The organism is Algoriphagus sp. AGSA1 (assembly GCF_021390545.1).
Taxonomy (GTDB): Bacteria; Bacteroidota; Bacteroidia; order Cytophagales; family Cyclobacteriaceae; genus Algoriphagus.
On sequence record NZ_JAJUWR010000010.1, the window covers coordinates 67,410 to 94,308 of the forward strand.

Consider the following 26,899-nt stretch of genomic DNA (forward strand, 5'->3'; position numbering starts at 1 on the left):
ATGGATAGAGGAGAGATCAAATCTAGAAAAGAAGTGGATTTTTTGGTCAGGAGATTTTATGACCAAGTCAGAAAACACGATACGCTGGGTCCAATTTTCAATGGAGTGGTTAAAGACTGGGATACCCATTTGATACACCTGAGTGATTTTTGGGAGATGATACTCCTACAAACAGGGCCTGGTGCGGGAAAATTTAATCCAGTGAAAGTACACCGACAGGTGGATGCGGAAGTGGACAACAGCATAGAACAAGCTCATTTTGGAAACTGGCTGAAGTTGTGGTTTGGGACAATCGACCGGTATTTTGAAGGGGAAGTGGCAGACTATGCCAAAGAACATGCAAGAAGGATGGCACATATGCTTTTTATGAGGATCTGGGAAGCAAGGGTGAGCTAGTAATCAGTGTTCAGTCACAGTATGTCAATGCCTAAAAAACGTTGGCCGATTTGAATTTTTCAATGCAGCCTGAAGACTGCAATACTTTGCTTCCAAGTCTGAAGCCCCAGGAAGCAAGCTAATAGATAGGAAAGTATCTCATGAGAATTGGCGGAATATTTTTAGCTTGAAGCATCGTTAACACTATCCCAAAGTCATGAAAAATATTTCGTTACTTCTATTTTTGATCTCTGTTCCATTTTTCGCGCGAAGCCAAACCCAAAACCTCTTTGATGGGAAAAGCTTATCAGGGTGGTACATGGATGTTCCAGACCTTGAAGCAGACAGCTCACTGAGAATCCCATTTATTGTCAGAGACGGACTTTTGGTGAGTTTGGGTACGCCTCAGGGCCATTTGATTTCGGAAGCTGAGTATGATAATTACACGCTGGAACTGGACTATCGTTTTGCAGGAGATCCAGGGAATTGTGGCATTTTAGTGCATGCCTCTACTCCTAGAGCTTTGTACGATATGTTTCCCCAGTCTATAGAAGTGCAGCTTATGCATAGCAATGCCGGTGACTTTTGGTGCATCCAGGAAAACATAGAAGTGGAGGATATGGAAGCGAGGCGCGGCCCTAGGGAGAATTGGGGAGTAAATGGAAAGAAGGAGAGGCGGATCAAAAATCTTACAGATGATTCTGAAAAGCCGTTAGGTGAGTGGAATCATATCAAGATCACCTGTGATGCGGATAAAGTGACGGTTTGGCTGAATGGTGATTTGGTCAATGACGGGTTCAATGCAACTGCCATGCGTGGCAAGATCGCATTGCAGGCAGAGGGAGCAGAAGTGGAGTTCAGGAATATAATGCTGACAGAACTTTAGGTGGAATGTGTAAGGGGCTAGATTAATTCAGAGAGAAGAAATAATAGCATTGAAGCATCCGGATTTTTTCGAAACCGAAGATGAATTTATTATATACTATAAGCTGAAACTTGTAAATTAAGTATGTTAAACCCGATTATAGATTTAAAAGCTACACATTGGGATGATTATTGATCGTCTGCCTGATTAAGACAGATTAAACATAGAAAACAGGTTGGGGTAAGGATATGTCCTTAAAAACGCAAATTAATCAGATGAAAAACTACAGTGTTCTAGTGTCGATCATTTCTGGAGGACTGCTTTTTTTGCAAAGCTGTGGTTCTGGCTCAGATAATATCACTACTCCTCAGGAATTGGTGACTGATGGAGAGGTGCTCTCTTTGCAGATCGATAGTCAGACCTCCAATGTGAGCGATGGACTTTTTGCTTACGAGGATAAAAACGGTTCCTGGCTCTTCAACCTGAATATGAGCAACAATGAAATCCAACTCTATAATCTGGATTCTGGTAAAATGCACAAGCGAATAGTATTTGACCTTGAAGGGCCAAATGGAGTAGGGTTTGTGCAGGGATTTTTCGTGCACTCGATGGATAGCATATTCTTGTTTGGTTTTCCTGACGGGGAACTCCATCTATCAGACACTACGGCTAAAGTGATTTCCAAGATCAATTATGAACCTCCTGCTGGTCATGATTTTGCCTTTATCCACAATGCCTATTTTGTTTCAGATCCTATTCTGCTGGGAGATAAGTTGTTGGTGAAGACACGACCGAATATGCGGGCATCCGAAGCCACTTCAGCATATCTTTCCGATAAAAAGCTCACCTATTCCATAGATCTAAATTCAAATGAGGTGACACTTTCCAAGATGGGATATCCAGCTGATTATACTTTAGGAGGCGCCAAACTACTGGATTTCAGTATGGCAAGAGCGGAAGATAAATTGGTTTACTCATTTATCGCAGATCACAATTTATATGTGTCCGATCTGGAGGGGGAAGTGCATTCGGTAGTTCCTGCCAAAAGCCAATATCTTGAGCAAACTTTTCAAAGCTTCCCGGATATTACTGATCGCACAGCTTTGCAGTCTTACTTGTTTGCATCTGACCGCTACGAGCGGGTTTTATATGATAAGTATCGTGGGGTGTTTTACCGCTTTGTATTTCCAAAAGTAGCCATAGAAAATGAAGAGGAAATCAATCAGCTCAGGAGATTTCCCAGAAAATTCTCAGTCATGATTCTTGACAAGGAGCTGAATATTTTGGGAGAAAAACTTATGCCTGAAAACACCTACTATCCAGGGAATTCCTTTGTGGGAGAAGAAGGGTTATATATCTCCATCAATCATCCGGACAATCCCAAAAACAGGGAGGATCTGATGAGTTTCGAAGTGTTTAAGCTGAGGGAATTGGAGTGAAGGATGTTTGGTGTCCGATGTCTGCTGCGGCTTCACTGTAGAATTTAGCCCTTCTTTGATGTTTGATAGTGTTTGCCGGAAGACCGATCCTGCGACTCCGCTCAGTACAGGTGACGGGAGGGCTAAGCTGTGGTCAATATTTTAGTGTTTAGCAACTAATCTACTTTTACTTTCATCAAAGCTTTAGATAGATTTGCTTAAGTTCAGGAGATTTGCCGTTTCGGTAATCTCTCTGCCTTCTAGAATAAATTTATCATAGTGATTTGAACTTACATATACCATGGAGTCCCCGACCTCGGCCAGCGTATTAAAACCGTTTGGAAATAGTGTTCTGCCAATGGGATATATCCATGCAAAGTATTTATACCAAGAAAGCACGTGTATAGCTCCTTCCATGGGTTTCATCGCACCGGGGCGATATGCAAAAACCTGCTTGAAGGACAGTTTTTTCAGGTCATTTTCGGTTTTTCCCTTCACTCTGGCCCAATGGGTTTTCCCTTTTTCGGAACTGTCGGTTCCCTGGCCAGATACATAAGTGAAGGTCATCTGGGGATTCAGCTTCGCTAAAGTGGTGGCAAAGCTCAGCGTCAACTCATACGTGATCATTTCGTATTGTTCTTTGCTGATTCCTAGTGAAGATATTCCTGCACAGAAAAAACATGCATCGTAGCCGGTAAGTCGGCTTTCTATAGTGCTTAAGTCAGTTAAATCACCATGGATTAACTCCTCCAGTTTCGGATGTTGGTGACCGTTTGGCTTGCGGCTTATAGCCAAAACTTTTTCTATTTTCGGGTTTTCCAGACAGCGCTGCATGACGCCTTCGCCGACCATTCCTGTAGTTCCTGTTATGATGATTTTCAGTGCCATGAGTTTTTATTATATGTTCGATGTCGGATGCCCGATGTCCGGTGCTGCCTCATCGTAGAGTTTAGCCAATCTTTTGATGGTTGATTAACACTGAAATTGATGCTACACCCGACACCCGACATCGGTCACCCTACACCATAACTACTTCAACTTCACCAGCGGATAGTTCAATCCATTCACCAGATTCTTCACCACTACATACTTGTCGAGGTTTCTAAAGAGCTCTGTAAGATTGCGGAAGCCATAGGATCGTGGATCAAAACTCGGGTCGATCTTTCTCAGAGAAGCCCCGATTTTGGCGATGTGGATTTCCTCCTCCTCATCGGAAGAGATCTCGAAAGCCTTATCTATAATGCTCAGATCCAGTTCCGCGGTTTCTTTTTCAGGCAATTCTTTCTTGACTTCCTCAGTCATCACTACATTTTTTCGTGTGGTACTGACCTGGGATTTCTCCACTTTCTTGGGAGCGGATTTGGGTTTTTCCTCAGGCAATAGGTTTTCTGCATAAGTGAAAATCTCACAGGATTGTACAAAGGCTTTCGGAGTGATCCTTCGGCCTATTCCCATCACAAACAAACCTTCTTCACGGATTCTTTTTGCCAATCCCGTGTAATCTGAATCCGAGGAAACAATGCAAAATCCATCCACACTTTTGCTGTGGAGTATGTCCATTGCATCGATGATCATGGAGCTGTCGGTGGAGTTTTTGCCGGTGGTGTAGGAAAATTTCTGGATGGGACTGAAGGAGTGAAGGTTGATCATCTCCTTCCAGCTGTTCATATGTGGAGTGGTCCAGTCGCCGTAAATTCTCCGGATGGTAGCCTTGCCGTATTTGGAAACCTCTTCGAGTATTTCCTTGATCAGTTTTGCCTGGGCATTATCCCCATCTATCAGGACGGCGATGTTGAATTTGTTGTTTTCCATTTATAAAAATTGAATGTATTCAATCTAAAGCTAGCAATTAATACGCCGAGGTGGGGAATTGGAGAGGGAAAATCCTTTTTAAGAGGAATGTTGAAGGTGAATGTGTTACTCTGCCGCCGTGGTCTGTGTCCTAACAGACCACTTGATGAATGTGTCGCCGTTGTGAGTGCTCACTCACAACTTTCTTCAAGTCATTTAATTAATGTTTCGAAATAACCAAAAATCAAGTGAGTGAAGACACTCACTTGGGCGGTGGGAGATCGAAGGTTACTCGATAGTTCGACCGCCGATGGGGTCGAATGGAATCGTGAGATATTCTTTTAACCATGGGTGCAACCCATGGTTATTGAGAAGTTTGATCCTTTCAGGATCATTCGTTTTTGTCACGATTTTTAAAACTGACCACGAAGTGGTCGAACCTTTCAATAACCGCGGGTGAAACCCGTGGATAACAAGGACTTTGAATAGAGAATAACAACCCTGAAGGGGTTGAACTATTTCTCTGCTATACTGCCGTGGTCTGTGTCCTCACAGACTACTTTTACGATTCCTATAAATAAGTGGGGCGATTACAAATTCCTCTCTTCGCTGTTGTGCATGTCCCCACTCACAACTTTTTTAGCTGTTTAAGAATTAAGTCTCTAATCAAGTGAGTGGAGACACTCACTTGGGCGGAAAATTGATCCTTTGTGATGACCGGCACCGCTGGTCTATCAGTTTAATTGGATTTATTTCTTCCGATTTTACCTGTTATAAGCATTACTGTTCCACCCCCAATAAAACAACCAGATAAAAAGCCAGTTAAATCATTGTAAGGAGCGAAAATCACTCCAATTCCAATGGTTATAAGGACAAGTCCAATAATTCTTATTTTGTTCATAAAGTGTGTGGTTTAGGCCGGTTTTGTGTAGTTCAACTACCATCAATTTAAAGGCTTTACCAAAGGTTCTTATTGATCTGCTGTCAATCATTGATTAAAGTTAGGAGAGATTAACCTCCTGTCCAATCAAGTGTAGCGGCTTCAGTAGCAGCTTCAAATTCTTAAGATTTACCCCTTCAACTTTTCCTCAAAAAAACCAACTGTCCTTTCCCAAGACAAAGTGGCTGCCGCTTCATCGTAGCGGGGAGTGGTATTATTATGAAAACCGTGATTCACATCTGGATACATAAATGCCTGATATTCTACTCCGTTTTCCTTTAGGGCTTCCTCGTAGGCTGGCCAGCCGGCATTTACCCGCTCGTCTAAACTTGCGAAATGCAGCATTAATGGTGTTTTGACCTGGACAGCTTCTTCCGCTGAAGGTTGACCTCCATAGTAAGGCACTGCCGCGCCAAGTTCCGGAATCCGCACTGCCATCATATTGGCTATCCATCCGCCAAAGCAGAAGCCCACCACACCCACTTCTCCCGTACAATTGGGATGGTTTTTCAGGTATTCATAAGCTGCGATAAAATCCTCCAGCATTTCATTTCGGTCTCTTTTGCTTTGCATTGCACGCCCTTCATCGTCATTTCCCGGATAGCCACCGAGTGGGGTAAGGGCATCCGGAGCCAAGGAGATAAATCCTGCCACTGCCGTTCTTCTTCCCACATCTTCTATGTAAGGATTCAAGCCACGGTTCTCATGAACGACTACTACTCCAGGGACTTTGCCGGAAGTACCTGTCGGAGTGGAAAGAAGTCCTTTGATCTTGCCACCTCCTTTTGGAGAATCGTAGGTGACGTAATCCGAAGCCAAGCGGGTATCGTCGGATTTGATCGTGCGGGTATCATCATAATTTGGCATCATCGCACTCATCAGTGCAGCGACAGTGATTCCGCCGACGGCGTAAGTGGAAAGTTTCTCGATGAATTGTCTTCGCTCCAGTTTGTTGTGAGCGTATGCATCGTATAGATCAAAAACCTCTTGGTTGATGTCTTCTTTTCTTAATTCTTGCATGGTTTGGGTTTTATAGTGTTTGTGGTAATTTACTGATTTGCATGAAGTAAATAAATTCGCTCGTGTAATTCTTTAGACGCTAGACATGAGAATCAAGAATCAAGACGTAAGACATAGGAATCTACCGTAACTTTCCCAACTTCCCACCTCCCAACTTCCCGCTTCCAACTTCCTTATATTCTTCCGAACTTGCAACTGCAAATCACTTCTCATTACCTTGGCTTCGAAAGTTCTATTTATCACCCCACCTTTTACCCAGCTGAACACGCCTTATCCGGCGACAGCTTATCTGAAGGGGTACCTCAATCAAATCGGCGTGGCCTCCAATCAGGTAGATCTTGGGATTGAGGTGATTTTGCGACTTTTTTCCAAGGCTGGATTAACCAAAATCTTTGAGGAAATAGACGTAAATCAGGCAGAATTGTCTGATAATACCGCCCGTATAGTGCGTCTGAAGGCTAACTACCTGCGGACAATTGATCCCGTGATTGCTTTTTTGCAGGATAAAAATCCCACTCTCGCCTATAGAATTGCCGAAGGAGATTACTTGCCTGAGGCAAGCCGTTTTGAGCAGTTGGATGATCTGGAATGGGCATTTGGGACACTGGGAATACGGGACAAAGCACGGTATTTCGCCACGCTTTATCTGGAGGATATCGGGGATTTGATTTCTGAGCAGATCGATCCGAATTTTGGGTTTAGCCGCTACGCAGAGCGGTTGGGTATGTCCGCCAATTCTTTTGATGAGATGCAAGAAGCATTGAATCAGCCTTCAGGCCTGATCGATGAATTGCTCTGTGAATTGCTGGAGCAAAAAATCCAGGAGTATGAGCCTACCACTGTGGCTTTTTCTGTGCCATTTCCCGGTAATCTCTACGGTGCTTTCAAGTGTGGGCAATACCTGAAAAGCCATCACCCAGAGCTGGTACTATGGATGGGGGGAGGCTACCCAAATACGGAATTGCGCTCGCTTAAAGAACCCCGGGTTTTTGATTACATGGATTTTATCGTGCTGGATGATGGGGAAGCCCCGATCAGACTTTTGCTGGATCATCTGAATGGGGATATTCCCGTTTCTGATTTGAAAAGGACGTTTACCAGAATTGAAGGCAAGGTCGTTTTTTGCAATAGTAGTCCTGCCAAAGACGTACCTCAGCGGGAAGTGGGAACGCCCGATTACAGCGATCTGCTGATCAGGGATTATTTATCCGTGATCGAGGTGGCTAATCCCATGCATAGACTTTGGTCGGATGGACGCTGGAATAAAATGACACTGGCCCATGGCTGCTATTGGGGGAAATGCACTTTCTGTGATGTATCTCTGGATTACATCGGAAGATATGAACCGATCACCGCTTCGATTCTTTGTGATCGTATTGAGGAGATTATCGTACAGACGGGTGAAAATGGTTTTCATTTTGTGGATGAAGCAGCACCGCCAGCTTTGATGCGGGATCTGGCGATAGAGATTCTCCGCCGGGGACTTTCGGTGGTCTGGTGGACGAATATCCGTTTCGAAAGCAGTTTCACGGCGGATCTTTGCAGACTTTTCCGGGCCTCAGGCTGTATCGCTGTTTCTGGTGGACTGGAAGTAGCTTCTGATCGTTTGTTAGCCTTGATCAAAAAAGGGGTGACTGTCTCTCAGGTGGCTCAGGTGACGAATCATTTTACCCAGGCAGGGATCATGGTTCATGCCTACCTGATGTATGGTTTTCCTACACAGACTGCCCAGGAGACGATTGATTCTTTGGAAATGGTGAGGCAGTTGATTCAGGCTGGAGTGATTCAGTCCGGTTTCTGGCATAGATTTGCCATGACGGCACATAGTCCGGTGGGATTGGACCCAAAAGCTTTCGGAGCAGTGAATCTGATGCCGACAGCAGGTTCTTTTGCCAACAATGATCTTCCTCACGATGACCCTACTGGAGCCGATCACGCGCTTTTTGGAGAGGGGCTGCGCAAATCACTTTTCAATTACATGCATGGTGTGTGCTTCGATGTACCGCTGGAGGAATGGTTTGAGACCAAGGTTCCAAGGACTACAGTTCCGAAGAATTTCATTGCCAATGAAATTAAAAATGAGCCTGCACCCGAGTATAAAGATCGAAACAGAATCTTATGGATTGGAGCCCAGCCGGAGTTGCAAATCTTCGAGGAAGATGAGCTCTCAGAATTGATTTTTTCAGGCAAAAAGGAAGATTTTGCAATGGAACTTCCGCTAGATTTGGGGCAGTGGATATATGAAATGCTGTTGACTGTGGGATATGGACAAAAACTAAATACGTTAAAGCCCATCCGGGAAAATTATGAATCGGCTATTGGGGATTTTGAAGAGCTGCTGGAATCTGAAGTATGGGAAATCCTGAGAGAGCAGGGCTTGCTGGTGTTTTAAAAGCTGGAAGACGGGAGACAGAAGAAGGTCACTTCGGTCACCCGTATTCCGTCCAGTAAAGCAAAGAGAATATTGCTGCTACTGGCATCATTGCGGATAATCACGTTTCTCTTAATACATTTCCAGATAATCTTCTAAACAACATCAGGTCAACAGTAACTTTTTCCCAAGTTGGGAAATGGCTCTTGTCTCAAATCGGGATTTTCTTACTCAAAGGTTGCCTTGAAAAAGCCAACAATTTTCCTGAAAGCTTGATTTTTTGGGTTTACTAATGTGTTTGTAGATGGAAAACTGCTATGGCACAACTTGTGAATTGAAGCCATAGCAATCAGTTAAGAACTTAAATATCCGCAATATGAACAACCTTTTCAAAGGATTAATCGCTGGCTACGGAGCTTATAAACTAGGTGGAGGATGTCTTGGAACTATCCTGGTCTTTGTGATAATTTTCATGCTTTTGGGACAGTGTAGCTAGGCTGTACTAGTTGTCTCTCTAGCTTACTTTGCCCATCTGCGGGTCTGAAATGCTGGCTTTCCCGGTTTCCAGTCTTCCGGCATAGGTGATTATCAGATCCGGATTTTCTTGGGTAGATAGGTGGATTTCATACCATCCATGGGTACTTAGGGTGTCGATTTTCAGGGTTTTTCCGGATCTTGGAGATAGGCTAAGTTCTTCTGTTATTTTCTGATATACTTCATCCCTAGCCAATAGTGTGAGTCGCGAAGAGGAGTGGTTTTTTATTTTAAACTCCAAAACACCCGTGGCTTTTTTGCTTTTAACAACCGGTATAGCACTTACCTCAATGGAAGTGTCAGAATTGTTGCATCTGAATTCTCTATAGAAGCCATTGGGTCCATAAACTCTAAGGTGGATCTTGCCGTTTTCAAATTCTTCAATTGGCCACTCATAAGTGATAGTGTCCCCAGATTTCACAGCGAAAGCCCAGGTTTTCACTGGTTCGAAAGCTTTTGATTTTGAACTAAGGTAGTTTCCAGGTGTATATACATTGAACGCAGACCCTAAGGAATCTTTGCCGAAAATCTTCTGTGAGGCTGAGAAGGCAATGATGAATTTCTTTCCATCAGGACTTAGTTTTCCATCCGCATGCAAGTCATACTTCAATCCATTAGAAGGCTTCGTGCCAGGCTCCTGTGTAGGAAATACCGAGGAGCTACTTGGGTTTTGTACTTCTCTTTTTGCTTCAGCTTCAGATAGTTTTATGAAATTGGTCGGTACGTTTTTGAATTTGGCATTATAGATCTGCTTTACAAATTCTTCCTGATTAATAGGTTCCGCATGTTGGATTTTCTCGCCGTTATAAGGTCTAAAAGCTGAGGTAAGATCACCACTCACAGTTCTTCTCCATGAGCTGATATTCGTTTCTTCAATGGATTTCCCCGTTTTTTTAGAAAGGAACGTTTCCAAAAACCGGATGGTGGAAGTGATGTCAAAGACTTCAGAATTTACCCATCCTCCACGTGACCATGGAGATACTATGATCAGTGGAACCCGGTAACCTAAGCCTACAGGGCTTGTTCTTGCTTCATCGGGTTTGAAACCTGCATTTAACTCTTCCTCCTCAGTGACGAATTCTCCAGCACTGGATAGTCCTTCGGATATTTTACCGTTTGGTTCCTTAGGATTTGGTGGTACGAAGGGAGGAACATGATCGAAATAGCCGTCATTTTCATCGTAATTGATGATAAAGATCGTCTTTTTCCATACTTCCGGATCTTCTGTCAGAATATTCATCACCTCCGAGACATACCAGGCGCCATACCATGGAGCACTTGGGTGATCAGAGAATTTCTGGGGAGCTACCAGCCAGGTGACAGTTGGTAAAGTACCATCCTTTACATCCTTGCGGAATTGGTGAAGTATATCTCCTTTGGGAATCAGGGTCTCTCTAGGCTCCCCATTTTCCTGATAACTGAGCTTTTCTGTCTGATGATAATCCGGATCGCCGGTATTCGTTTGGAAAGCTTTTTTATGTAGGTTCTTAGCATAGTCAGTTAGCTTTTCGAACTCTTCGGCATTCCATTTTTTCAGGTAAACTTCCAGATAGGCCAAGCTATCCTCTTTCTCCTTCAGTTCTTTTTGTAGATCTTCGAGATTGGTAGGATTGCTGGCTATAGTCACCTTTAAAGCAGCGATTTCGGAAGGGAGTTCCTTTTCTCTTTTTTGGAGAAAAAGGTAATGCTCGGGGTGAAAACGCACGCCGAACTGTGAAAACCACTCCAGATTGTTGTCTGTGAAGTTTGCCAAAAGCGACTCGGCTTCACCTTCCAGTTCTGTGGTGATACTGATTTCATTCTGATATACTTTCCAGGAGATGCCATTGTTCTCCAGTAGTTCCGGGAAAGTCCTCCAGTTCCCTTCCTTGGTATAGGTCAGTTCCCCATTTCGGACTTTGGCTTTTTCCCCATCCGCTCTGTGGGTTTTTCCTGTCCAGAAGTAGTTTCTGTTGGTGGTAGTGCCTGTGAGGGCTGCGCAAAAATGCTGGTCACATACGGTGAATGCGTCTGCCAGGGCGTAGTAGAATGGAAGATCCTCGCGACTGTAAAAACCCATTGTCAGTGGAATGTCCTTATAGCCCTTTCCGGGTCTTTTCGCCTCAATCCAGTTGTTGTACTTGCCATCGTTCCGGGCATCCACTTGATTTTCCCAAGAATGTGGGATGTCACTCATCCAGGTAGCATTGGTGTCCTTGATGTCTAACCGAAAAGGGGCGAAGCGGTTTCCATCCTTGTCCGGCTGCAGCCAGACGGGGTTTTGATCAGGAAGAGAGATAGCTCTGGGATCATTGAAGCCCCGGACTCCTTTCATCGTGCCAAAAGAATGGTCGAAGGATCTGTTTTCCTGCATTAGCAAGACCACATGCTCCGCATCATAAAAGGTTGTGCCTGGAGCGGCAGGAATGGCTATAGCACGTTGGATTGCAGCAGGCATAGCACTCCAGATACTTGCTCCGCCAGTGATCAAGGCTGCTTTCTTTAAAAATTCTCTTCTTGAATCGTTCATGTTCCCTGTTCTTATGGGGTAAGTATAGCGACTTTTGTTATTTGAGGACGACTTTTTAGGGTTTCCTTTTTGTTATTGTTTATTGATTTAGATAGAAAGCGAAACCCAATCAGAAACATAACTATTTTCTTGATTAATGGGGACTGGAAAGGGGACATTCCTTTATCCTAAGGGATGAAAAAAAGTTACCCTGGGAAGGCACAAAAAAAGTCCGCCTGAGCGGACTTAATATCAATAGGTGTATTTTACATACACTCGCTTTTGTATGCTTTGCTCATCCGGATTTAGCAGAGGAGGGGCAGCGACAGCATCTGCACTAGACCGCATCATTTCCATTTTGGCATAGTTCATTGGAATAGGCTGAGATTCTAAAGTCACTCTGTGCACCCGGATTGATTTGATTCCCAATGTCTGTGCGATTAACTGGGCTCTGCTTTCTGCGTTCTTCAATGCCTGGGCAAGAAGTTCATCCTCAAGGGATTTCTGGGTCGCTTCAGAAATCTGATAATTTATATTATAACTCATGTCGCCGGCACTTTGGATGGCTTCCACTATTTTCTGAATATCCTCATTCTTACTGTTCGTAGTTATTCTTAGGGTTTGTCTGGCCACATATCCAGAATCCCTGGAGACGTTGCTTCTGTAAATCCGGTTTACATTCACAGAGTAATTATCCGCTATCAGCTTGTAATCTTTGATTTTAGCTTTCTTAAGGGCATCTGATAGGATCTGTGTTTTTTTATTTAGCACATTTACCGCATCGGTGACCTTCATGGCCTTTTCTTCCAGATTGATATGGAAGGCGGCCTCATCGGGTGCGATCTTTTTCTCACTGAATCCTTCCACTTCTAGTAGAGGGACGGTCATATTGTCCTGAGCGAAGACTGGCACTGCGAGACACAAAGCCAGAAGTATAGTTAAGTAATTTTTCATATGTGTTTATAATTGTTTTTCAATGGTCACATGGAATCTCGCATAGTAGATAATCATCCCTTTGTGTGTCGCCTTCGACATGCTCGATTTCATATGTGTTAGGTTAGTTTTATATCCGTATGTTCAAAACCAAAGCCAAATTTAAGTGAGAAGGGTGCCGTTAAGAGAAATTAAGGAATGAGGAGTGAGTGGGCAAATTCTGATAATCATATATTGTGCAGACCATAATCCGAACCCCTTACTTCCACTCCAGTACTTCCATAGTATTCAGTTCGGGGCCTCCACCTCGTTTGGCACTTCCGGCGGCTACATGAAGTTTGCCTTTGTAATAAATGGCCCCTGTACCGTGTCTTCCCTGATTTAAATCTGGTAGCCGTGACCATTCTCCCGACCTAGTATCAAGTACTTCCACTTCAGCATGTGAAGCTTCCTGCATTGTACTTTCTCCATTCATGACAAGCAAATACGACCCTTTTCCAATGGAAGAAGTTCCGCCTCTAGGTGTAGGTAAAGCTGCTTCTACGGTATTCCAAGCGTTTGATGTAAAATCAAAGTAGTCCACTTCAGGAATTACCAGATCTAACACTTTACCGATTTCTGCATGCGAGGTTCTGCCCCCCGCAGCGTAAATCCTGTCCTCTACCAGTACTGCACCAAAGTGATCCCGTGGCCTTGGTGCATCAGGAAGTGCTGTCCATTTGCCGGTTTTGGTATCATATTCATCAAACCAAGGCACAAAATCTGCGTAATGCCCATCCACGATCCCACATACCATGTAAATCTTATCGCCTCTGACCACTATTCCCGCAGATCCTCTACGTCTGTCTTCAGGGATTTCAGCTCCTTCCCGCCAAGTATTGGTTTTGGGGTTGAAAATCAAAAAGTGTGTCAGTGGTGTTTCATGAGGATATCCGCCAGTCAAAGCTCCGATCACATAGATTTCATTCTTAAATGAGATGGCCTGGAAATGATGGAACTCCATTGGCGCATCGGCCAAAGTTTTCCAGGCGTTGGTTTTCGGATCGTATTCTTCGATTGGCTTGATGCCTCTTCCGCCAAGGAGATAGAACTTGCCGTCACATTCTACGAATGAGTTTTCATGTCTTGGCAGAGGATGATTGACGGATTCAACTGTAGTCCAATGACCCTTTGATTGAGAGAAACTTCCAATGGAAATCAGCAAAAACGTAAAAATCAAGAGGTGTTTCATGGGGTTTAAGCTAGGTTTGGTGGAGATATAAATATGCGATTTTGATTAGAAAAATTTAGGTTAACTCAGGTGGTAATTATTTCAACTTTTTAAAGATTGGTTACATATAGCCTAGAATATCTGGAGATTGCCGTGTGGAAAAAAATATCAATAATTAATAATCTTTTACCTCAAGTTTGGCTGCTTTTAAATCCATCTTTCTATTCTTTTTTACAAATTAACGATTTATTCCAATATTGGGTTTGATCGTATTTGGGAATTGATGGGTAGTTGAAAACGGTGACCTTTGTAAAGTTCTCTGTGCATCTAGAGGCTAAAATATAATTAAAAACACGCCACCTGTATTCCTGCAACTGACGTTTAGTGAAATTCCGACTTCAGGAATCGGCCTATTTCTCCAGATCCAGAATATCCCTAATCAGATTGATTTCTGTCATTTCTTCGGATAATCCCTGACCATCACTTGTTGCGATTTTATCCCGAAAAGCCGTCAAATTAGAAATATACCCGTCCAGTGCTGACAGAATATTTCCCTTGTTCTCCGTGAAAATAGGAGCCCACATCGCAGGACTTGATTTTGCCAGACGAACGGTCGAAGCAAAGCCGGATCCCGCCATATCCAGGATGTTTTTTTCATCCTCCATTTTCTGCAAAACAGTTTTGCCCAGCATAAATGAGGAAATATGGGATAAGTGGGATACAAAGGCTAGGTGTCGGTCATGCTCCTCGGGATCCATAAATCTCAATTTCAGATTTAATGCGTCAAAAAGCTGGTAAGCCTTCTCTTTCAGGTTTAAGTCAGTTTTTTCCAGTTCGCATATAATCAACACCTTTCGATCCAGTAAGTCAGTCAAGGCCGCTTTTGGGCCGGAATATTCAGTTCCTGCGATAGGATGGGCAGCGAGGAACTGCCTTCTTTTGGGGTGCTCCGCCACTAAGGCGCAAAGTTTGGCTTTGGTAGATCCCACATCAAAAACCAGAGTGTTCTCCCCAATTTGGCCAAGAGTTTTCAAAAGCAAATCTCCCAACGAATCAGCCGGGGTGGCCAGAATCACAATGTCAGTATCGGCATCCGGTGTATCAGTGACTTTTTGAATGATTCCCAGATTCTGGGCATCGAGTAGGTGCTTTTCATTTGCATCTGTCCCTGTAATCAGGATTTCAGGAAATTTGTTTTTTGCCGCTAAGGCAAATGAGCCCCCTAAAAGCCCAAGTCCGACAATGTGTAATTTTTTCATGTGTTTATAATTGATTTTTAACGGTCACCCCGAATGGTCGGGGCAGGCTATGGAATCTCGTACCTGCCTGTCCGGTAGGCAGGCTCGATTTCATTACTTCAGGCTCGATTTCATTACTTGTTATTTAATGCGGTTAATAGCTTCCAGGATCTTAAACTCTGGCATGCAAAGCGAAAATCTTACATAATCGTCGCCTTCCGATCCGAAAATTTTCCCCGGGGTGATAAATATATTCCTTTCGTAAAGTAATTCGTCCACCACTTGATCTGCTGTCTTTCCCTCTGGCACTTTGCACCAGACAAACAGCCCGGCTGCATTGGTGTCGTATGTGAGGTTCAGTTTGTCAGCCAGCTTCCAGACCAGTTTTCTTCGGCTTTGATAGGTGCTTTGTATATCTCCAAACCAATTTTCTCCCAAATTCAGTGCGGCGATCGCCCCTTTCTGAATCCCCAAAAACATCCCTGAATCCATGTTGCTTTTCACTTTGAGCACCTTTGCTATCCAGTCTTCCCTGCCCACAAGCATTCCGACTCTCCACCCAGGCATGTTGAATGCCTTGCTGAGCGAATTCAGTTCCAGAGCGACATCGTTGGCTTCAGGAATGGATAAAATACTGATAGGTTCCTTGGTCAAGATATGACTGTATGGATTGTCATGTAGAATGACGATTTCATGCTTTTTGGCAAAAGCCACCAATTCCTGCAAAATGGCTCTGCTACCGGGAGCCCCGGTAGGCATCTGGGGATAGTTGATCCACATCAGTTTCACCTTGCTGAGGTCTTGGTTTTCCAGTTCTTCCAGATTTGGTCGGCCTGCTTTTGTAAGGTCTAGCGAATAAAAAACCGGAATGGCGCCCAATAAATTAGTCACTGAGGTGTAAGTGGGATATCCTGGATTTGGTATCAGGACTTCATCTCCGGGATTCAGAAAGGTCATGCTGAGATGCATGATCCCTTCTTTAGAGCCCATCATTGGAAGTACTTGTTTGGTGGGGTCTAAGGTTACGCTGTATTCTCTGGAATAGAAGTTAGCAATAGAAGCCCTGAGTTCAGGGATCCCCTGATAACTTTGGTATCCATGGGCCTGGCTGTTTTCAGCGGTACTTCTCAGTGCATCCACCACCACTTTGTCCGGAGCCAGATCCGGACTTCCTATGCCAAGGTTTATCACAGGTTTGCCTTCAGCAATCATCTGGTTTACCTCACGGAGCTTGGCCGAAAAGTAATATTCCTCCACGCTTCCTACTCGTTCTGCAAAGCCTTTCATGTGTATTCTTATTTTCTACTTTGGTACTCTCCAAAAATTTTCACCTCGCCAAAGCTAGCCCTAATTTCTTCAATTGTCTGTGAGAAAATGGCATGATCTTCAAAAACCAAGTCGAGGAAAAACGCATATTCCCAAGGTTTTTCGATCACGGGAATTGACTGGATTTTGCTCAGGTCTATTCCATTTTCGGCGATGAGCGTCAGAAGTTTGGCCAGACCGCCTTTTTCGTTCAGAATCGTGACTTTGATGGATGCTTTGTTGACTGGTTTTTCTAAATTTACGGCATCTTTCTGTAGTATGATGAAGCGGGTAAAGTTGTTTTTCACCGTCTGAATGTCCGGCGCCAAAATCTCCATCCCATAAATATCAGCAGCTATTGTCGATGCAATCGCCGCTACGCCTTTCCAGTTTCCATCGGCAATATCCCGAGCCACAGAAGCGGTGTCTGTATCTTCCTTGAGCTGTATATGAGGATGCAGCGCAAAAAATGCCTTGCACTGCAACAAGGCCATAGGGTGGGAGCGCACTTCTCTGATCTCTTGAATGCTCTGCCCTGGAAGGGCCATAAACTGGTGTCCTATCGGTAGATAGTATTCATCACGGATGCTTAGACCATAGCGATCGATGAGATCGTAGTTGGGCAAAATCGCTCCGGCTATTGAGTTTTCTATGGCCATCACAGCAAAATCCGCTTCCCCCCTTGCCACAGCTCTGGCTACAGGTTCGAATGTAGTGAAGTCTAAAATAGATATGTCTTCACCGAAATTGCGCAGTGCAACTTGGTGATGAAAGGAGCCGAGAACTCCCTGAATTGCTATTTTGAGCTGTGCCATTAGTTGTCCTGATTAAGAACGGATATTCCGGCAAGCTGGCAATGCTTCCAAAAGCTTGGGTAAGATTTGTTCACTACAGACGGGTCTTCTATGCTGACACGGGTCTTGGTGAGCAAAGGCATAAAGGCCATAGCCATTCTATGATCTTCGTAGGTATGGATCTTTACCTCAGAAGGCATAGTGACAGAAGGGACTACCTGATATACTTCCGGTTCGATTTCTTTCAGGTCAGCATTGAATTTGGCGAGCTCTTGCTGAAGGGCGAAAATTCTGTCAGTTTCTTTGATTTTCAGACTTTCCAGTCCGCTAAAGATGGCGTTTTGACCTAAAATTGCGCAGGTCACGGCGATAGTTTGCGCCAGATCAGGGCAGTGTGTGAAGTCCCAGTTTTTCAATCCCGTTACTTCTTTTTTCTGCAACAAAACACCTCCGTTTTGGAATGTACTTTTTACGCCTAGTTGTCCCATGATATTTACTACCGCCGAGTCTCCCTGTAGGCTGTTTTCCTTCAGTCCTTCCAAAAATAATTCCCCGGAATCAGCGCATGCCAGCAGACTAAACCAGTATCCTGCTCCTGACCAATCACTTTCCACTGCAAAAGTTGTGGGCTGATACGCTTGAGGCGCTATGCTGATCCTATTTTCTTGCCATGAATAGCTTATGCCAAATTGCTTCATAGTATCCAGCGTCATTTCTATGTAGGATCTGGAGCCTACTTTCCCTTCCAGCACAATTTCCAAGCCTTGCGGTAGCAAAGGGGCAATCATCAGCATGGCTGATATGTATTGGCTAGAGACGTCTCCTCGGATGTTCACAGTTTTACTTTTCTGCTCAGCTAGTCCATGTACAGCCATCGGAGGATAGCCCTCCACGCCTAAATAATGGATCTCAGCGCCCACAGTTCTCAGTGCATCCACCAAAATCCCGATCGGCCGCTCACACATACGAGCCGTTCCGGTCATTACTTTATTTTGGTTGGTGACTGCCGCATATGCTGTCAAAAACCGCATGGTCGTGCCAGCATCCAACACGTCAAAAACCGGCGGGTTTTTCTTCAGCAAGCTGATCATCGTCTGCGTGTCCCTGGCTTCCGCTAGGTTGCTGAGTGTGTTTTTTCCTTTAGTCAGTGCATCTATAATCAGGACGCGATTGGATTCACTTTTGGAGGAGGGGAGAGGGATGTGGGTATGGGTGAAATCTGATTTTTGAGCCAGATGAATAACTTCCATGGTTTCGGTTTTCAAGGGACTGAGTATTAGGAATGAGATAGGTTTTGGTAATAATGTATGGCTTCACGGATCTCTTCCCTGGTGACGGGAATATTATAGGTGCATTCGCCAATCGAACTTAGCAAAGAAAACATGAGCTCTTTGCCTTCATTTTTTTTGTCTTGCAGGCAAAAATCCAGCACTGGGATTAAATCGCTTTCCTGGATTTCTATTTTGCCGTACACTTTCAGTAAAGCCTCCTGAATCTGTTTCAGTTCGGCCATAGAAAGGTCTAATTTCTTATGAGACAGCCAGGCTTCGCAAATCATGCCTACAGCAATGGCTTCTCCATGTAATAGATGTCTAGGGCCATCGAGAAAATAGGTTTCGAAAGCATGCCCGATCGTATGCCCAAAATTTAGGATTTTCCTAAGTCCGGCTTCTTTTGGGTCTTCTTCTACCACCGCTTTTTTTATCCCTACAGAATGGTGGATCAGTGGAGTCCAATAGGAATTTGCCCAGTTGTCAAAATCCAGGCTTTCAAAATACACTTTATCTCTGATCAATCCATGCTTGATGATCTCAGCATAACCAGAACGAATCTCCTTTTCTGGCAAAGATTTCAGGAATTCTGATGCCACAATGACCGTTTCTGGTTCATTGAATACTCCTAGATGGTTTTTCAGTCCTTCAAAGTCCACGCCCAATTTACCACCCACGCTGGCATCTACTTGGGAAAGTAGGGTAGTCGGCATATTGATAAATCGGATGCCTCTTTTGTAAATACTTGCACAAAAACCGCCCATATCACCCAGCACCCCTCCACCTATATTCAGAAATAGGGCTTTTCGGTCAAGCTGGGCTTCAGTCATAGCTGCCCAGATTTGCATGCAGGTAGCGATGGTTTTGTTTTTTTCACCCGCATCAATAGTGAAAAAGGTAGTGTTGGAAGGGAAAATTTCCTCTACCAGAGGAAGGCAATGTTCCTTGGTGTTTTCATCTGTGAGAATAAAAAGGCGGGAAAATCTGATTTCGCTGAGAACAGCGGTCAGATCCACGGATGCCTTTTCAGAAAAGATAATTGGCTTCACGAAGAATAGAGTTTGCTAAGGCTGAAATTAAACTGAAAAAGTCTAAGGGGAGAGGGATCCTTCCCCTCAGACTTGAATAAGCTCAGTAGTATGAATTTACTGTTTTTGCCTAGCTGCTTTCATCTCAAAACATGTAGGAATTGAGAAGTATATGTAAGCACAGCTAGTTAAATTTATTTTTTAACCGGATCAGCCTCTCTCAGCTGCTTCTCCTGACGCTTTACTGACTCCTCATGGATACAATAGAGCAACTCACGCATAAACTTCTCGCTAAGGTTTTTGGCAACTCCCTTTGCGGTACGTCCTTCCATCACTTCCTTCCAGCGATCAGACTGAAATACGGATAAGTGGTGCTCTCTTTTATGTGCTCCGATCTGATCGATCACTGCAAATCTTTCCTGAAGAATATCCAGCAATTGATCGTCCAAGTGATCTACCGCTCTTCTTAGATCATTCAGTCTTTCGCTTGGCTGCTCAGATTCCAGCGGCTTCTTGAAGTCGATGGCTGCAATGATTTCCTTTAATCTTGCCGGGGTCACTTGCTGCTTGGCATCGGACCATGCATTGTCTGGATCATGGTGTGTCTCGATCATCAAGCCGTCTAAACCGAAGTTCATCGCTTTCTGGGAAATCTCCAGGATGCCGTCTCTTTTGCCCACGATATGGGATGGGTCATTGATTACTTCCATGCCAGTCCACACCCGCTTCAGGTGCATTGGCATAGACCAGTTTGGTTTATTTCGGAATCGTTTGTCGTAGGCGTCAGAGAATCCTCTGTGGATGGCAGCAAGTTTATCCAATCCCACAGCGTGGAATCTTTCCAAAGCCCCCATCCATAGATCGAGATCTGGATTCATCGGATTTTTCACCATTACGGGTATATCAGATCCTTTGAGTGCATCTGCAATCTCCTGTACCGCGAATGGATTGACGGTAGTTCTTGCGCCTACCCACACGACATCCACATTGTTTCTTAGAGCTATTTCAGCATGGGCTGCATTTCCCACTTCCACTGTGATCGGGATATTCAGATGATGACGGACGATTTCCATCCACTTCAATCCCTCTTCACCTATGCCTTCGAAGCTTCCCGGTCTGGTTCTTGGCTTCCATATCCCTGCACGGAACATAGAAGGAATCATGTTGTTCTCTTTCATTTCCAAACAGATCTTTTCGATCTGCTCTGGGGATTCTGCGGAGCAAGGTCCTGCGATGATGGTGGGTCCGGTCAGGCCCAAGCCCCAGTCTTTGATTTGTTTGTGTGCTTTCATATGATTATAATTTGATTTTTATTGGCCATATGGAATCTCGCATGGTTTATAGTCATCCCATTTTGTGGCATTTTTCGTCATGCTTGATTTCATAACTTTCTGAGCATTAAATAAAAAAAGCCCGACTCTCTCGAATCGGGCTTTATGTGTTTATATTTTCTTTTAGTTTTTGGCTAGGCAATACACAGCACCGATTCGATTTTGGCTTCGAAAGTAAAAGTAAAAGAAGGTAAAATACGTCGCTGCTGTTTTTAACATGTGCCAAATGTACAAGACCAAATTTTAAAAACAAAATAAATTTTCTTCTCTTTAATTAACATTCCCCTAATACCTAGCTGAATTCTTTGTGTTTTGTGTAATTCTAAGCCTAAAAATGAGGTGCTGCGAAATTATATTCTGTTAATGTTTTGAAATTTTTAGAATTATTCCAGGAAAAAAATCAGGAAAGTACTTGATAATGAGTGTACTCTGCCAATTCTCTGTCAGCCGCTTTGTTCAACTGTCTTTTTGGATCGAGGAATAATGGTGTTTTTTGCTGGATACTTTTCCATATAAAGCCATGAATAAGAACAGGTAAGTCTTGACTCATTTATCAAAAGGATACCTGTCCTAAAGTAGTTTTTTTGATATCTTTGCAGCCTTATTTGAGGATTATGCCCGCCCAACCCAATATTTCTTTTGAGAATTTAAAAGTAGCCTTTGCGTCCAAATCAGATGCGGAGCTAAAAAGGATGTATCTCGTCTTTGCCTTGCTGAACAATAAAACGGTATCAGATATAGGCATTGGCTTGACTCATTTTGCACTAAGGTTTCGTCTTCCGATCAAGTGGATAATGAAGCGGACCATGTTTGGACACTTCTGCGGAGGTGAGACGATAGAGGAAAGTGTGGAAGATTGTAAAAAACTGGCTGAATATGGGGTGGAATCATGTTTGGACTATTCTGTGGAAGGAAAAGGTGACGAGGAGAGCTTTGAAAAAACTACCCTGGAAATTCGACAGACCTTGATAGAATCCGCCAAAACTGATTACCTGCCGTTTGGTGTGGTGAAAGTCACAGGCTTGGGGGATTATCATATTCTGACCAAAGTCCAAGCAAGGGAAAAGCTTTCCCAAGCCGAAGAAGAAGCTTTCCAGCGATGCAAGGCGAGGGTGGATTTACTTTGTAAAACAGCCCATGATCTGAAACTGAAAATCCTCATTGACGCCGAAGAATCATGGTTTCAGGATGTTGTGGATTCCTTGACCTATGAGGCAATGGAAAAGTACAATAAGGAGCGTTGTGTGGTTTATAATACTTTTCAGATGTATCGTGCGGATATGCTGGGAAGATTGAAGGAAGCTAAGATGCTGGCTGAGGAGCTTGGCTTTAAGCTGGGCGCAAAGCTTGTAAGGGGGGCATATATGGAGAAGGAACGTGAGCGGGCGGAGGAACTTGGATATCCAAGTCCTATCCAGCCGGACAAAGCGGCCACAGACAGGGATTATGATGCAGGGGTGGAATTCTGCCTGGCTAATCATCAGCTGGTCTATCTAATGAGTGGCTCGCATAATGAGAACAGTAACTTGTTAGTCGTGGAGCTGATGGATAAATTTGGGATTGATCCCAAGTCAGATCAGGTTTTCTTTGGTCAGCTGTATGGAATGAGTGACAACATTTCCTTCAATTTGGCCAATGCGGGCTATCGCGTATTGAAATATGTGCCGTATGGCCCTGTGGAAAAGGTAATGCCATACCTGACACGCAGAGCGGCAGAGAACTCCAGTATAGCGGGACAGAGCAGCCGGGAGTTTGAGTTGATCAAGCGGGAATTAATAAGACGGAAGAGGAGTAAGTGAGCAGTGGGCAGTGTCCAGTCACAGTGGTTCAGTTATCATTGATTTAGGCAACAGTTTGGTCAGGCTGAGCGGAGTCGAAGCCCCCTTGAGTAGAAAGTAGTAAATAGTAATAGATGAAAGGTAGAAGGTTGAAAAGTGGCAATGTTGAAAAAGTTGAACATACACCTGACATCGGATATCAGTCACCTAACAACACATAGGACAACAAATTTCAAATCAATACAATGCAACTTTTAAGCGAACAGGAACTTGAGCGTCGTAAAGACCGGGAAGAATTGATGAAGCTGGGGATAAATCCATATCCGGCAGAGGCATTTCCTATCAATGTCACTGCGGAAGATATTCATAGAAACTATGAAAACCGGAAGAACGACTATAAGGGGGTTTCCATCGCCGGGCGATTGATGAGCCGCAGGATTATGGGCTCGGCTTCCTTTGGGGAGATCCAGGATGCTACCGGACGTCTGCAATTCTATGTACGAAGGGATGATATTTGTGAAGGAGAAGACAAGACGCTTTATAATACTGTTTTCAAAAAGCTCTTGGGTATAGGTGACTTCCTGGGTTTGAAAGGGTATATTTTTACTACACAGACAGGGGAGATCTCGCTCCATGTGACGGAACTGACTGTGCTTTCCAAAGCTGTGAAGCCTCTTCCCATCGTGAAGAGAGATGAGGATGGCAATGTGCACGATGGATTTACAGATCCTGAACTCAGGTATCGTCAGCGCTATGTGGATCTGACAGTGAATCCTGAAGTGAAGAAAGTTTTCATCACTCGCTCAAGAATCATCACGCAAATGCGTCGCTATTTCGACGATCATGGATGGTTGGAAGTGGAGACCCCGATTTTGCAGGCGGTTCACGGAGGTGCCGCTGCACGCCCTTTCAATACACACCACAATACCTTGGATATGCCTCTCTATTTACGTATAGCAAATGAGCTTTATCTTAAGAGATTGATTGTTGGGGGATTTGATGGGGTGTATGAGTTTGGGAAGATGTTCCGAAATGAAGGCATGGACCGCACGCATAACCCGGAGTTTACCTCCATGGAGATCTACGTGGCTTATAAGGATTACATCTGGATGATGAAAATGGTGGAAGAGATGATCGAGCAGGTGACGCAATCAATCCATGGCAAAACCAACATCACAGTTGGCAACCACGAAATTGAATTTGCCGGACCGTATAGACGACTGACCATGTATGACTCCATCAAAGAATACGCAGGCGTGGACGTAAGTAAGATGGATGAAGCAGGATTGCGCAAAGTCTGTGCGGAAATGGGAATAGCAGTGGATGATTCCATGGGTAAGGGCAAACTGGTGGATGAGATCTTCGGGGAGAAGGTGGAGGCTAACTTGATCCAGCCTACTTTCATCACGGATTATCCTATAGAAATGACTCCATTGGCCAAGAAGCACAGAACTGAGCCTGGGTTGGTAGAGCGTTTCGAACTGTTTGTGAACGGCAAGGAGATTGGAAATGCCTACACCGAGCTAAATGACCCGATCGATCAGCGTGAGCGTTTTGAAGATCAGTTAAAGCTGGCTGAACGAGGTGACGACGAAGCCATGGCCATGGATGAGGATTTTCTCCGTGCATTGGAATATGGTATGCCCCCTACCTCAGGTCTGGGTATAGGTATAGACCGACTGACCATGCTTATGACCAATAATACCACAATTCAGGAGGTATTGTTCTTCCCTCAGATGAGACCGGAGAAAAAACAGGTAGAAACGACCGAAGAGGAGAAACTGGTGTTGGATTTACTTAAGAAAGAGCATCCTATAGACTTGACCAAGCTGAAAGATCAAACCGGGCTAAGCAACAAGAAATGGGATGTGGCCATCAAAGGTTTGACCAAAAAGGAACTGGCCAAAGTCCAAAAGGACGGTGATCTGCTGACGGTTCATCCGCTTTGATAGAAATTGGAATTGAAAACCGGGCTGAGAGGCTCGGTTTTTTTGATATTAGCCACGAAGTAAACACAAAGGCATTTGCCGTTATGAGTGTTTTCACTCACAGCTAACTGATATAGGGTTTACAATCTTCGGTTGGAAGTTTATTTAACCCGCATTATGCATTAGCATTTCTATTGCGCCCAATAATTGCTTCAAAATCAGTCACTGCGTTGCAATTTTCGACTTCACCATAGCGTTGCTATGCCTCAGTCTCCAAACAGCCTGATTTTATCGCAATTATTGGTCTCTTAACGAAACCTAATGCAAAATCCGGGTTTAATTCGGTAGTGAAATGATTGAGTGCTTCCTAATTCATGGATAAAGCAAATTATTTTGGGTATTGAACATGTGAGTGGAGACACTCACGTGGGCGCAGACTAACTGATCCATCCATTTCATGGTGGCTATTCATTGTTCGGATGCCTCGCAGTCATCCCTTATTGTTTTCACCTGATAATACCTCTGATCCCTAAAGGATCAAACTATGAATAGCCATGGGGGCAACCCATGGAAATGATGAGTTTGAATGAGATTGGATCAAACCTGAAGGGCTTGGACTTATGAGTAGCGATTTATATCCGAGGTGTTTTGTTAACTAAGGAATATGGCAACAGTGAATGCCTCCACTCACGGTTTTCTTCAAATAATATTTTCTTTTCTTGGATAGAAAGAACCACTTTTGTAAGTGAAGAGCACTACTTTTATCCGGTTAGTAAAAGGGCTGAATTTTCTTCACTGATTAAAATCTTACCGTTAAATACATGAACCTATGAGAACTTTCAAGGACATTTTTAAGCTATGTTCAGCAGCGATACTTGTAAGTTTAAGTGCATGCGCAACCAACCCTGTTACAGGCAAAAAGCAGGTTGTATTTATGTCTGAAGCTCAGGAAGTAGCCATGGGGAAACAGTCGGACCCTGAAATAGTTGCCTTTTTTGGGCTATATGAAGATGCCAAGCTTCAGGAATTTATCACTGCCAAAGGAAATGAAATGGCAGCAATCTCCCACAGGCCAAACTTGGAATACGAATTCAAAATTGTGGATTCTCCGGTCATCAATGCCTTTGCAGTCCCAGGTGGTTACGTGTATTTCACACGAGGAATTATGGCGCATTTCAATAATGAGGCGGAATTTGCGGGCGTGTTGGGTCATGAGATTGGTCATATTACGGCAAGACACTCGGTGATTCAGCAGCGGAATCAGTTATTCAGTCAATTAGGGCTTTTGGCAGGGATAATTTTGGTGCCGGAGTTGGGTCAGTTTGTGGATCCATTATCCCAAGGAATGCAACTGGCTTTATTAAAATTCGGAAGGGATGCAGAGCGTCAGTCGGATAAATTAGGTGTTGAGTATTCTTCGAAGATAGGATATGATGCCGTTGAAATGGCAGGCTTTTTCGAAACACTCGAAAGGCAACAAGGAAATTCAGGAGCAAGTGAAATCCCACCTTTTCTCTCAACCCACCCTTCTCCTGACGAAAGGAATGCCACTGTGGAAAACTTGGCGAGAAGCTGGCAGCAGAAATCAGGCATTGCCAAATTTGAGGTAAATAGAGATAGTTATCTGCGGAAAATTGATGGACTGGTAGTGGGTGAAGATCCGAATCAGGGATTTGTGGAGAACAATACCTTTTACCATCCGGTGCTGAAAATCCAGTTTCCGATTCCAGCTGCCTGGGGTCATCAAAACACTCCTCAGCAGTTTCAAATGGCACCTAAGACAGGAGATGCGATTATGATGCTCACGTTTGCCCCAGGGGCTACATTGGAGGAAGCTGCAAATGCAGTTTTGGAAAAGTACAAGCTCACCAAGGTAGAATCTAAGAAAGAGACTATCAATAAACTGCCTGCTCTAGTCATGGTGGCCGATCAAAAGCAGGAGCAGGGTACCATTCGTGTTCTTTCTACGCTTATTCAGTTTGACGGGAATATTTACAGCATGATGGGGATTGCAGACCTTGCAAAGTTTGACTCGTATCAGCCTCTTTTTCAAAAGACCATGCGGGATTTTCAGGAATTGCGTGATTCAGAGAAACTTAATCGGAAGCCTGACATTATCAAAATCAAAACCGTCCCTAATCAGATGACCTTACAGGCAGCTTTCCAGCATTTTGGTATGTCAGCTGAGCGCTTTGAAGAACTCTCCCTTCTCAACGGGATGAAGTTGACAGATCAAGTTGACAAAGGCATTCTGATCAAAGTCATCGGAAAATAGCAGGCA

General features: G+C 44.0%; 20 protein-coding genes. 7 read left to right on the forward strand and 13 right to left on the reverse strand.

The features are described from left to right. The 3 genes from LZF95_RS09450 (at position 1) to LZF95_RS09460 (ending at position 2,679) form a co-directional block, all read left to right on the forward strand. Positions 1-396, forward strand: coding sequence for a group III truncated hemoglobin (locus tag LZF95_RS09450; protein WP_233754742.1), 396 nt, complete (start codon positions 1-3; stop codon positions 394-396). A gap of 196 nt (positions 397-592) precedes the next feature. Further along, a complete protein-coding gene (locus tag LZF95_RS09455) occupies positions 593-1,261 on the forward strand; it encodes a DUF1080 domain-containing protein (RefSeq protein WP_233754743.1) in 669 nt (222 codons plus the stop codon). Between the two features lie 254 nt (positions 1,262-1,515). Further along, positions 1,516-2,679: a DUF4221 family protein gene (locus tag LZF95_RS09460; protein WP_233754744.1), complete on the forward strand. Its 1,164-nt coding sequence runs from the start codon at positions 1,516-1,518 to the stop codon at positions 2,677-2,679. A 183-nt stretch (positions 2,680-2,862) separates the two neighbouring features. Here LZF95_RS09460 and LZF95_RS09465 read toward each other — a convergent pair whose 3' ends face one another. The 4 genes from LZF95_RS09465 to LZF95_RS09480 all read right to left on the reverse strand — a co-directional run bounded on the left by LZF95_RS09465 (position 2,863) and on the right by LZF95_RS09480 (position 6,409). Next, positions 2,863-3,546: an NAD-dependent epimerase/dehydratase family protein gene (locus LZF95_RS09465; RefSeq protein ID WP_233754745.1), complete on the reverse strand. Its 684-nt coding sequence runs from the start codon at positions 3,544-3,546 to the stop codon at positions 2,863-2,865. 141 nt (positions 3,547-3,687) lie between these two features. Beyond that, positions 3,688-4,470 (reverse strand): NYN domain-containing protein, encoded by a 783-nt coding sequence (locus LZF95_RS09470; protein ID WP_233754746.1) that lies wholly within the window; start codon positions 4,468-4,470, stop codon positions 3,688-3,690. A gap of 718 nt (positions 4,471-5,188) precedes the next feature. Continuing rightward, positions 5,189-5,350: a hypothetical protein gene (locus LZF95_RS09475; RefSeq protein WP_233754747.1), complete on the reverse strand. Its 162-nt coding sequence runs from the start codon at positions 5,348-5,350 to the stop codon at positions 5,189-5,191. Between the two features lie 168 nt (positions 5,351-5,518). After that, positions 5,519-6,409 carry a dienelactone hydrolase family protein gene (locus LZF95_RS09480; RefSeq protein ID WP_233754748.1) on the reverse strand — a complete coding sequence of 297 codons (891 nt, stop codon included), beginning with the start codon at positions 6,407-6,409 and terminating at the stop codon, positions 5,519-5,521. A gap of 217 nt (positions 6,410-6,626) precedes the next feature. Between LZF95_RS09480 and LZF95_RS09485 the strand changes: the two genes are divergently transcribed. Further along, positions 6,627-8,801 carry a radical SAM protein gene (locus tag LZF95_RS09485; protein WP_233754749.1) on the forward strand — a complete coding sequence of 725 codons (2,175 nt, stop codon included), beginning with the start codon at positions 6,627-6,629 and terminating at the stop codon, positions 8,799-8,801. Positions 8,802-9,294: 493 nt separating this feature from the next. On the opposite strand, the gene LZF95_RS09490 is transcribed toward LZF95_RS09485, so the two are convergent. The 9 genes from LZF95_RS09490 to LZF95_RS09530 form a co-directional block, all read right to left on the reverse strand. Further along, positions 9,295-11,823 carry a phosphocholine-specific phospholipase C gene (locus tag LZF95_RS09490; RefSeq protein ID WP_233754750.1) on the reverse strand — a complete coding sequence of 843 codons (2,529 nt, stop codon included), beginning with the start codon at positions 11,821-11,823 and terminating at the stop codon, positions 9,295-9,297. A gap of 231 nt (positions 11,824-12,054) precedes the next feature. Continuing rightward, complete coding sequence (locus LZF95_RS09495; protein ID WP_233754751.1) at positions 12,055-12,756, reverse strand: SIMPL domain-containing protein; 702 nt, start codon at positions 12,754-12,756, stop codon at positions 12,055-12,057. Positions 12,757-12,994: 238 nt separating this feature from the next. Then, complete coding sequence (locus tag LZF95_RS09500) at positions 12,995-13,966, reverse strand: galactose oxidase (protein ID WP_233754752.1); 972 nt, start codon at positions 13,964-13,966, stop codon at positions 12,995-12,997. A gap of 389 nt (positions 13,967-14,355) precedes the next feature. Beyond that, positions 14,356-15,204: a prephenate dehydrogenase gene (locus LZF95_RS09505; RefSeq protein WP_233754753.1), complete on the reverse strand. Its 849-nt coding sequence runs from the start codon at positions 15,202-15,204 to the stop codon at positions 14,356-14,358. A gap of 120 nt (positions 15,205-15,324) precedes the next feature. After that, complete coding sequence (locus LZF95_RS09510) at positions 15,325-16,470, reverse strand: pyridoxal phosphate-dependent aminotransferase (protein ID WP_233754754.1); 1,146 nt, start codon at positions 16,468-16,470, stop codon at positions 15,325-15,327. Between the two features lie 8 nt (positions 16,471-16,478). Continuing rightward, positions 16,479-17,303 carry a prephenate dehydratase gene (locus LZF95_RS09515; protein ID WP_233754755.1) on the reverse strand — a complete coding sequence of 275 codons (825 nt, stop codon included), beginning with the start codon at positions 17,301-17,303 and terminating at the stop codon, positions 16,479-16,481. Further along, entirely contained in the window at positions 17,303-18,532 is a 1,230-nt protein-coding gene (locus LZF95_RS09520; protein ID WP_233754756.1) for a 3-phosphoshikimate 1-carboxyvinyltransferase, read from the reverse strand. The genes LZF95_RS09515 and LZF95_RS09520 overlap by 1 nt, the downstream gene beginning before the upstream one ends. A gap of 26 nt (positions 18,533-18,558) precedes the next feature. After that, positions 18,559-19,602, reverse strand: a complete 1,044-nt coding sequence (gene aroB, locus LZF95_RS09525; RefSeq protein WP_233754757.1) for a 3-dehydroquinate synthase — start codon at positions 19,600-19,602, stop codon at positions 18,559-18,561. A 173-nt stretch (positions 19,603-19,775) separates the two neighbouring features. Continuing rightward, the gene (locus LZF95_RS09530; protein WP_233754758.1) at positions 19,776-20,873 is read right to left on the reverse strand and encodes a chorismate mutase; all 1,098 of its coding nucleotides are present in this window, start codon (positions 20,871-20,873) and stop codon (positions 19,776-19,778) included. Between the two features lie 653 nt (positions 20,874-21,526). On the opposite strand from LZF95_RS09530, the gene LZF95_RS09535 reads away from it, so the two are divergent. The 3 genes from LZF95_RS09535 (at position 21,527) to LZF95_RS09545 (ending at position 26,893) form a co-directional block, all read left to right on the forward strand. Further along, positions 21,527-22,711, forward strand: coding sequence for a proline dehydrogenase family protein (locus LZF95_RS09535; protein ID WP_233754759.1), 1,185 nt, complete (start codon positions 21,527-21,529; stop codon positions 22,709-22,711). Between the two features lie 224 nt (positions 22,712-22,935). After that, positions 22,936-24,639 (forward strand): lysine--tRNA ligase, encoded by a 1,704-nt coding sequence (lysS, locus tag LZF95_RS09540; RefSeq protein WP_233754760.1) that lies wholly within the window; start codon positions 22,936-22,938, stop codon positions 24,637-24,639. An 808-nt stretch (positions 24,640-25,447) separates the two neighbouring features. After that, positions 25,448-26,893 carry a M48 family metalloprotease gene (locus LZF95_RS09545; protein ID WP_233754761.1) on the forward strand — a complete coding sequence of 482 codons (1,446 nt, stop codon included), beginning with the start codon at positions 25,448-25,450 and terminating at the stop codon, positions 26,891-26,893. Positions 26,894-26,899: the final 6 nt, after the last annotated feature.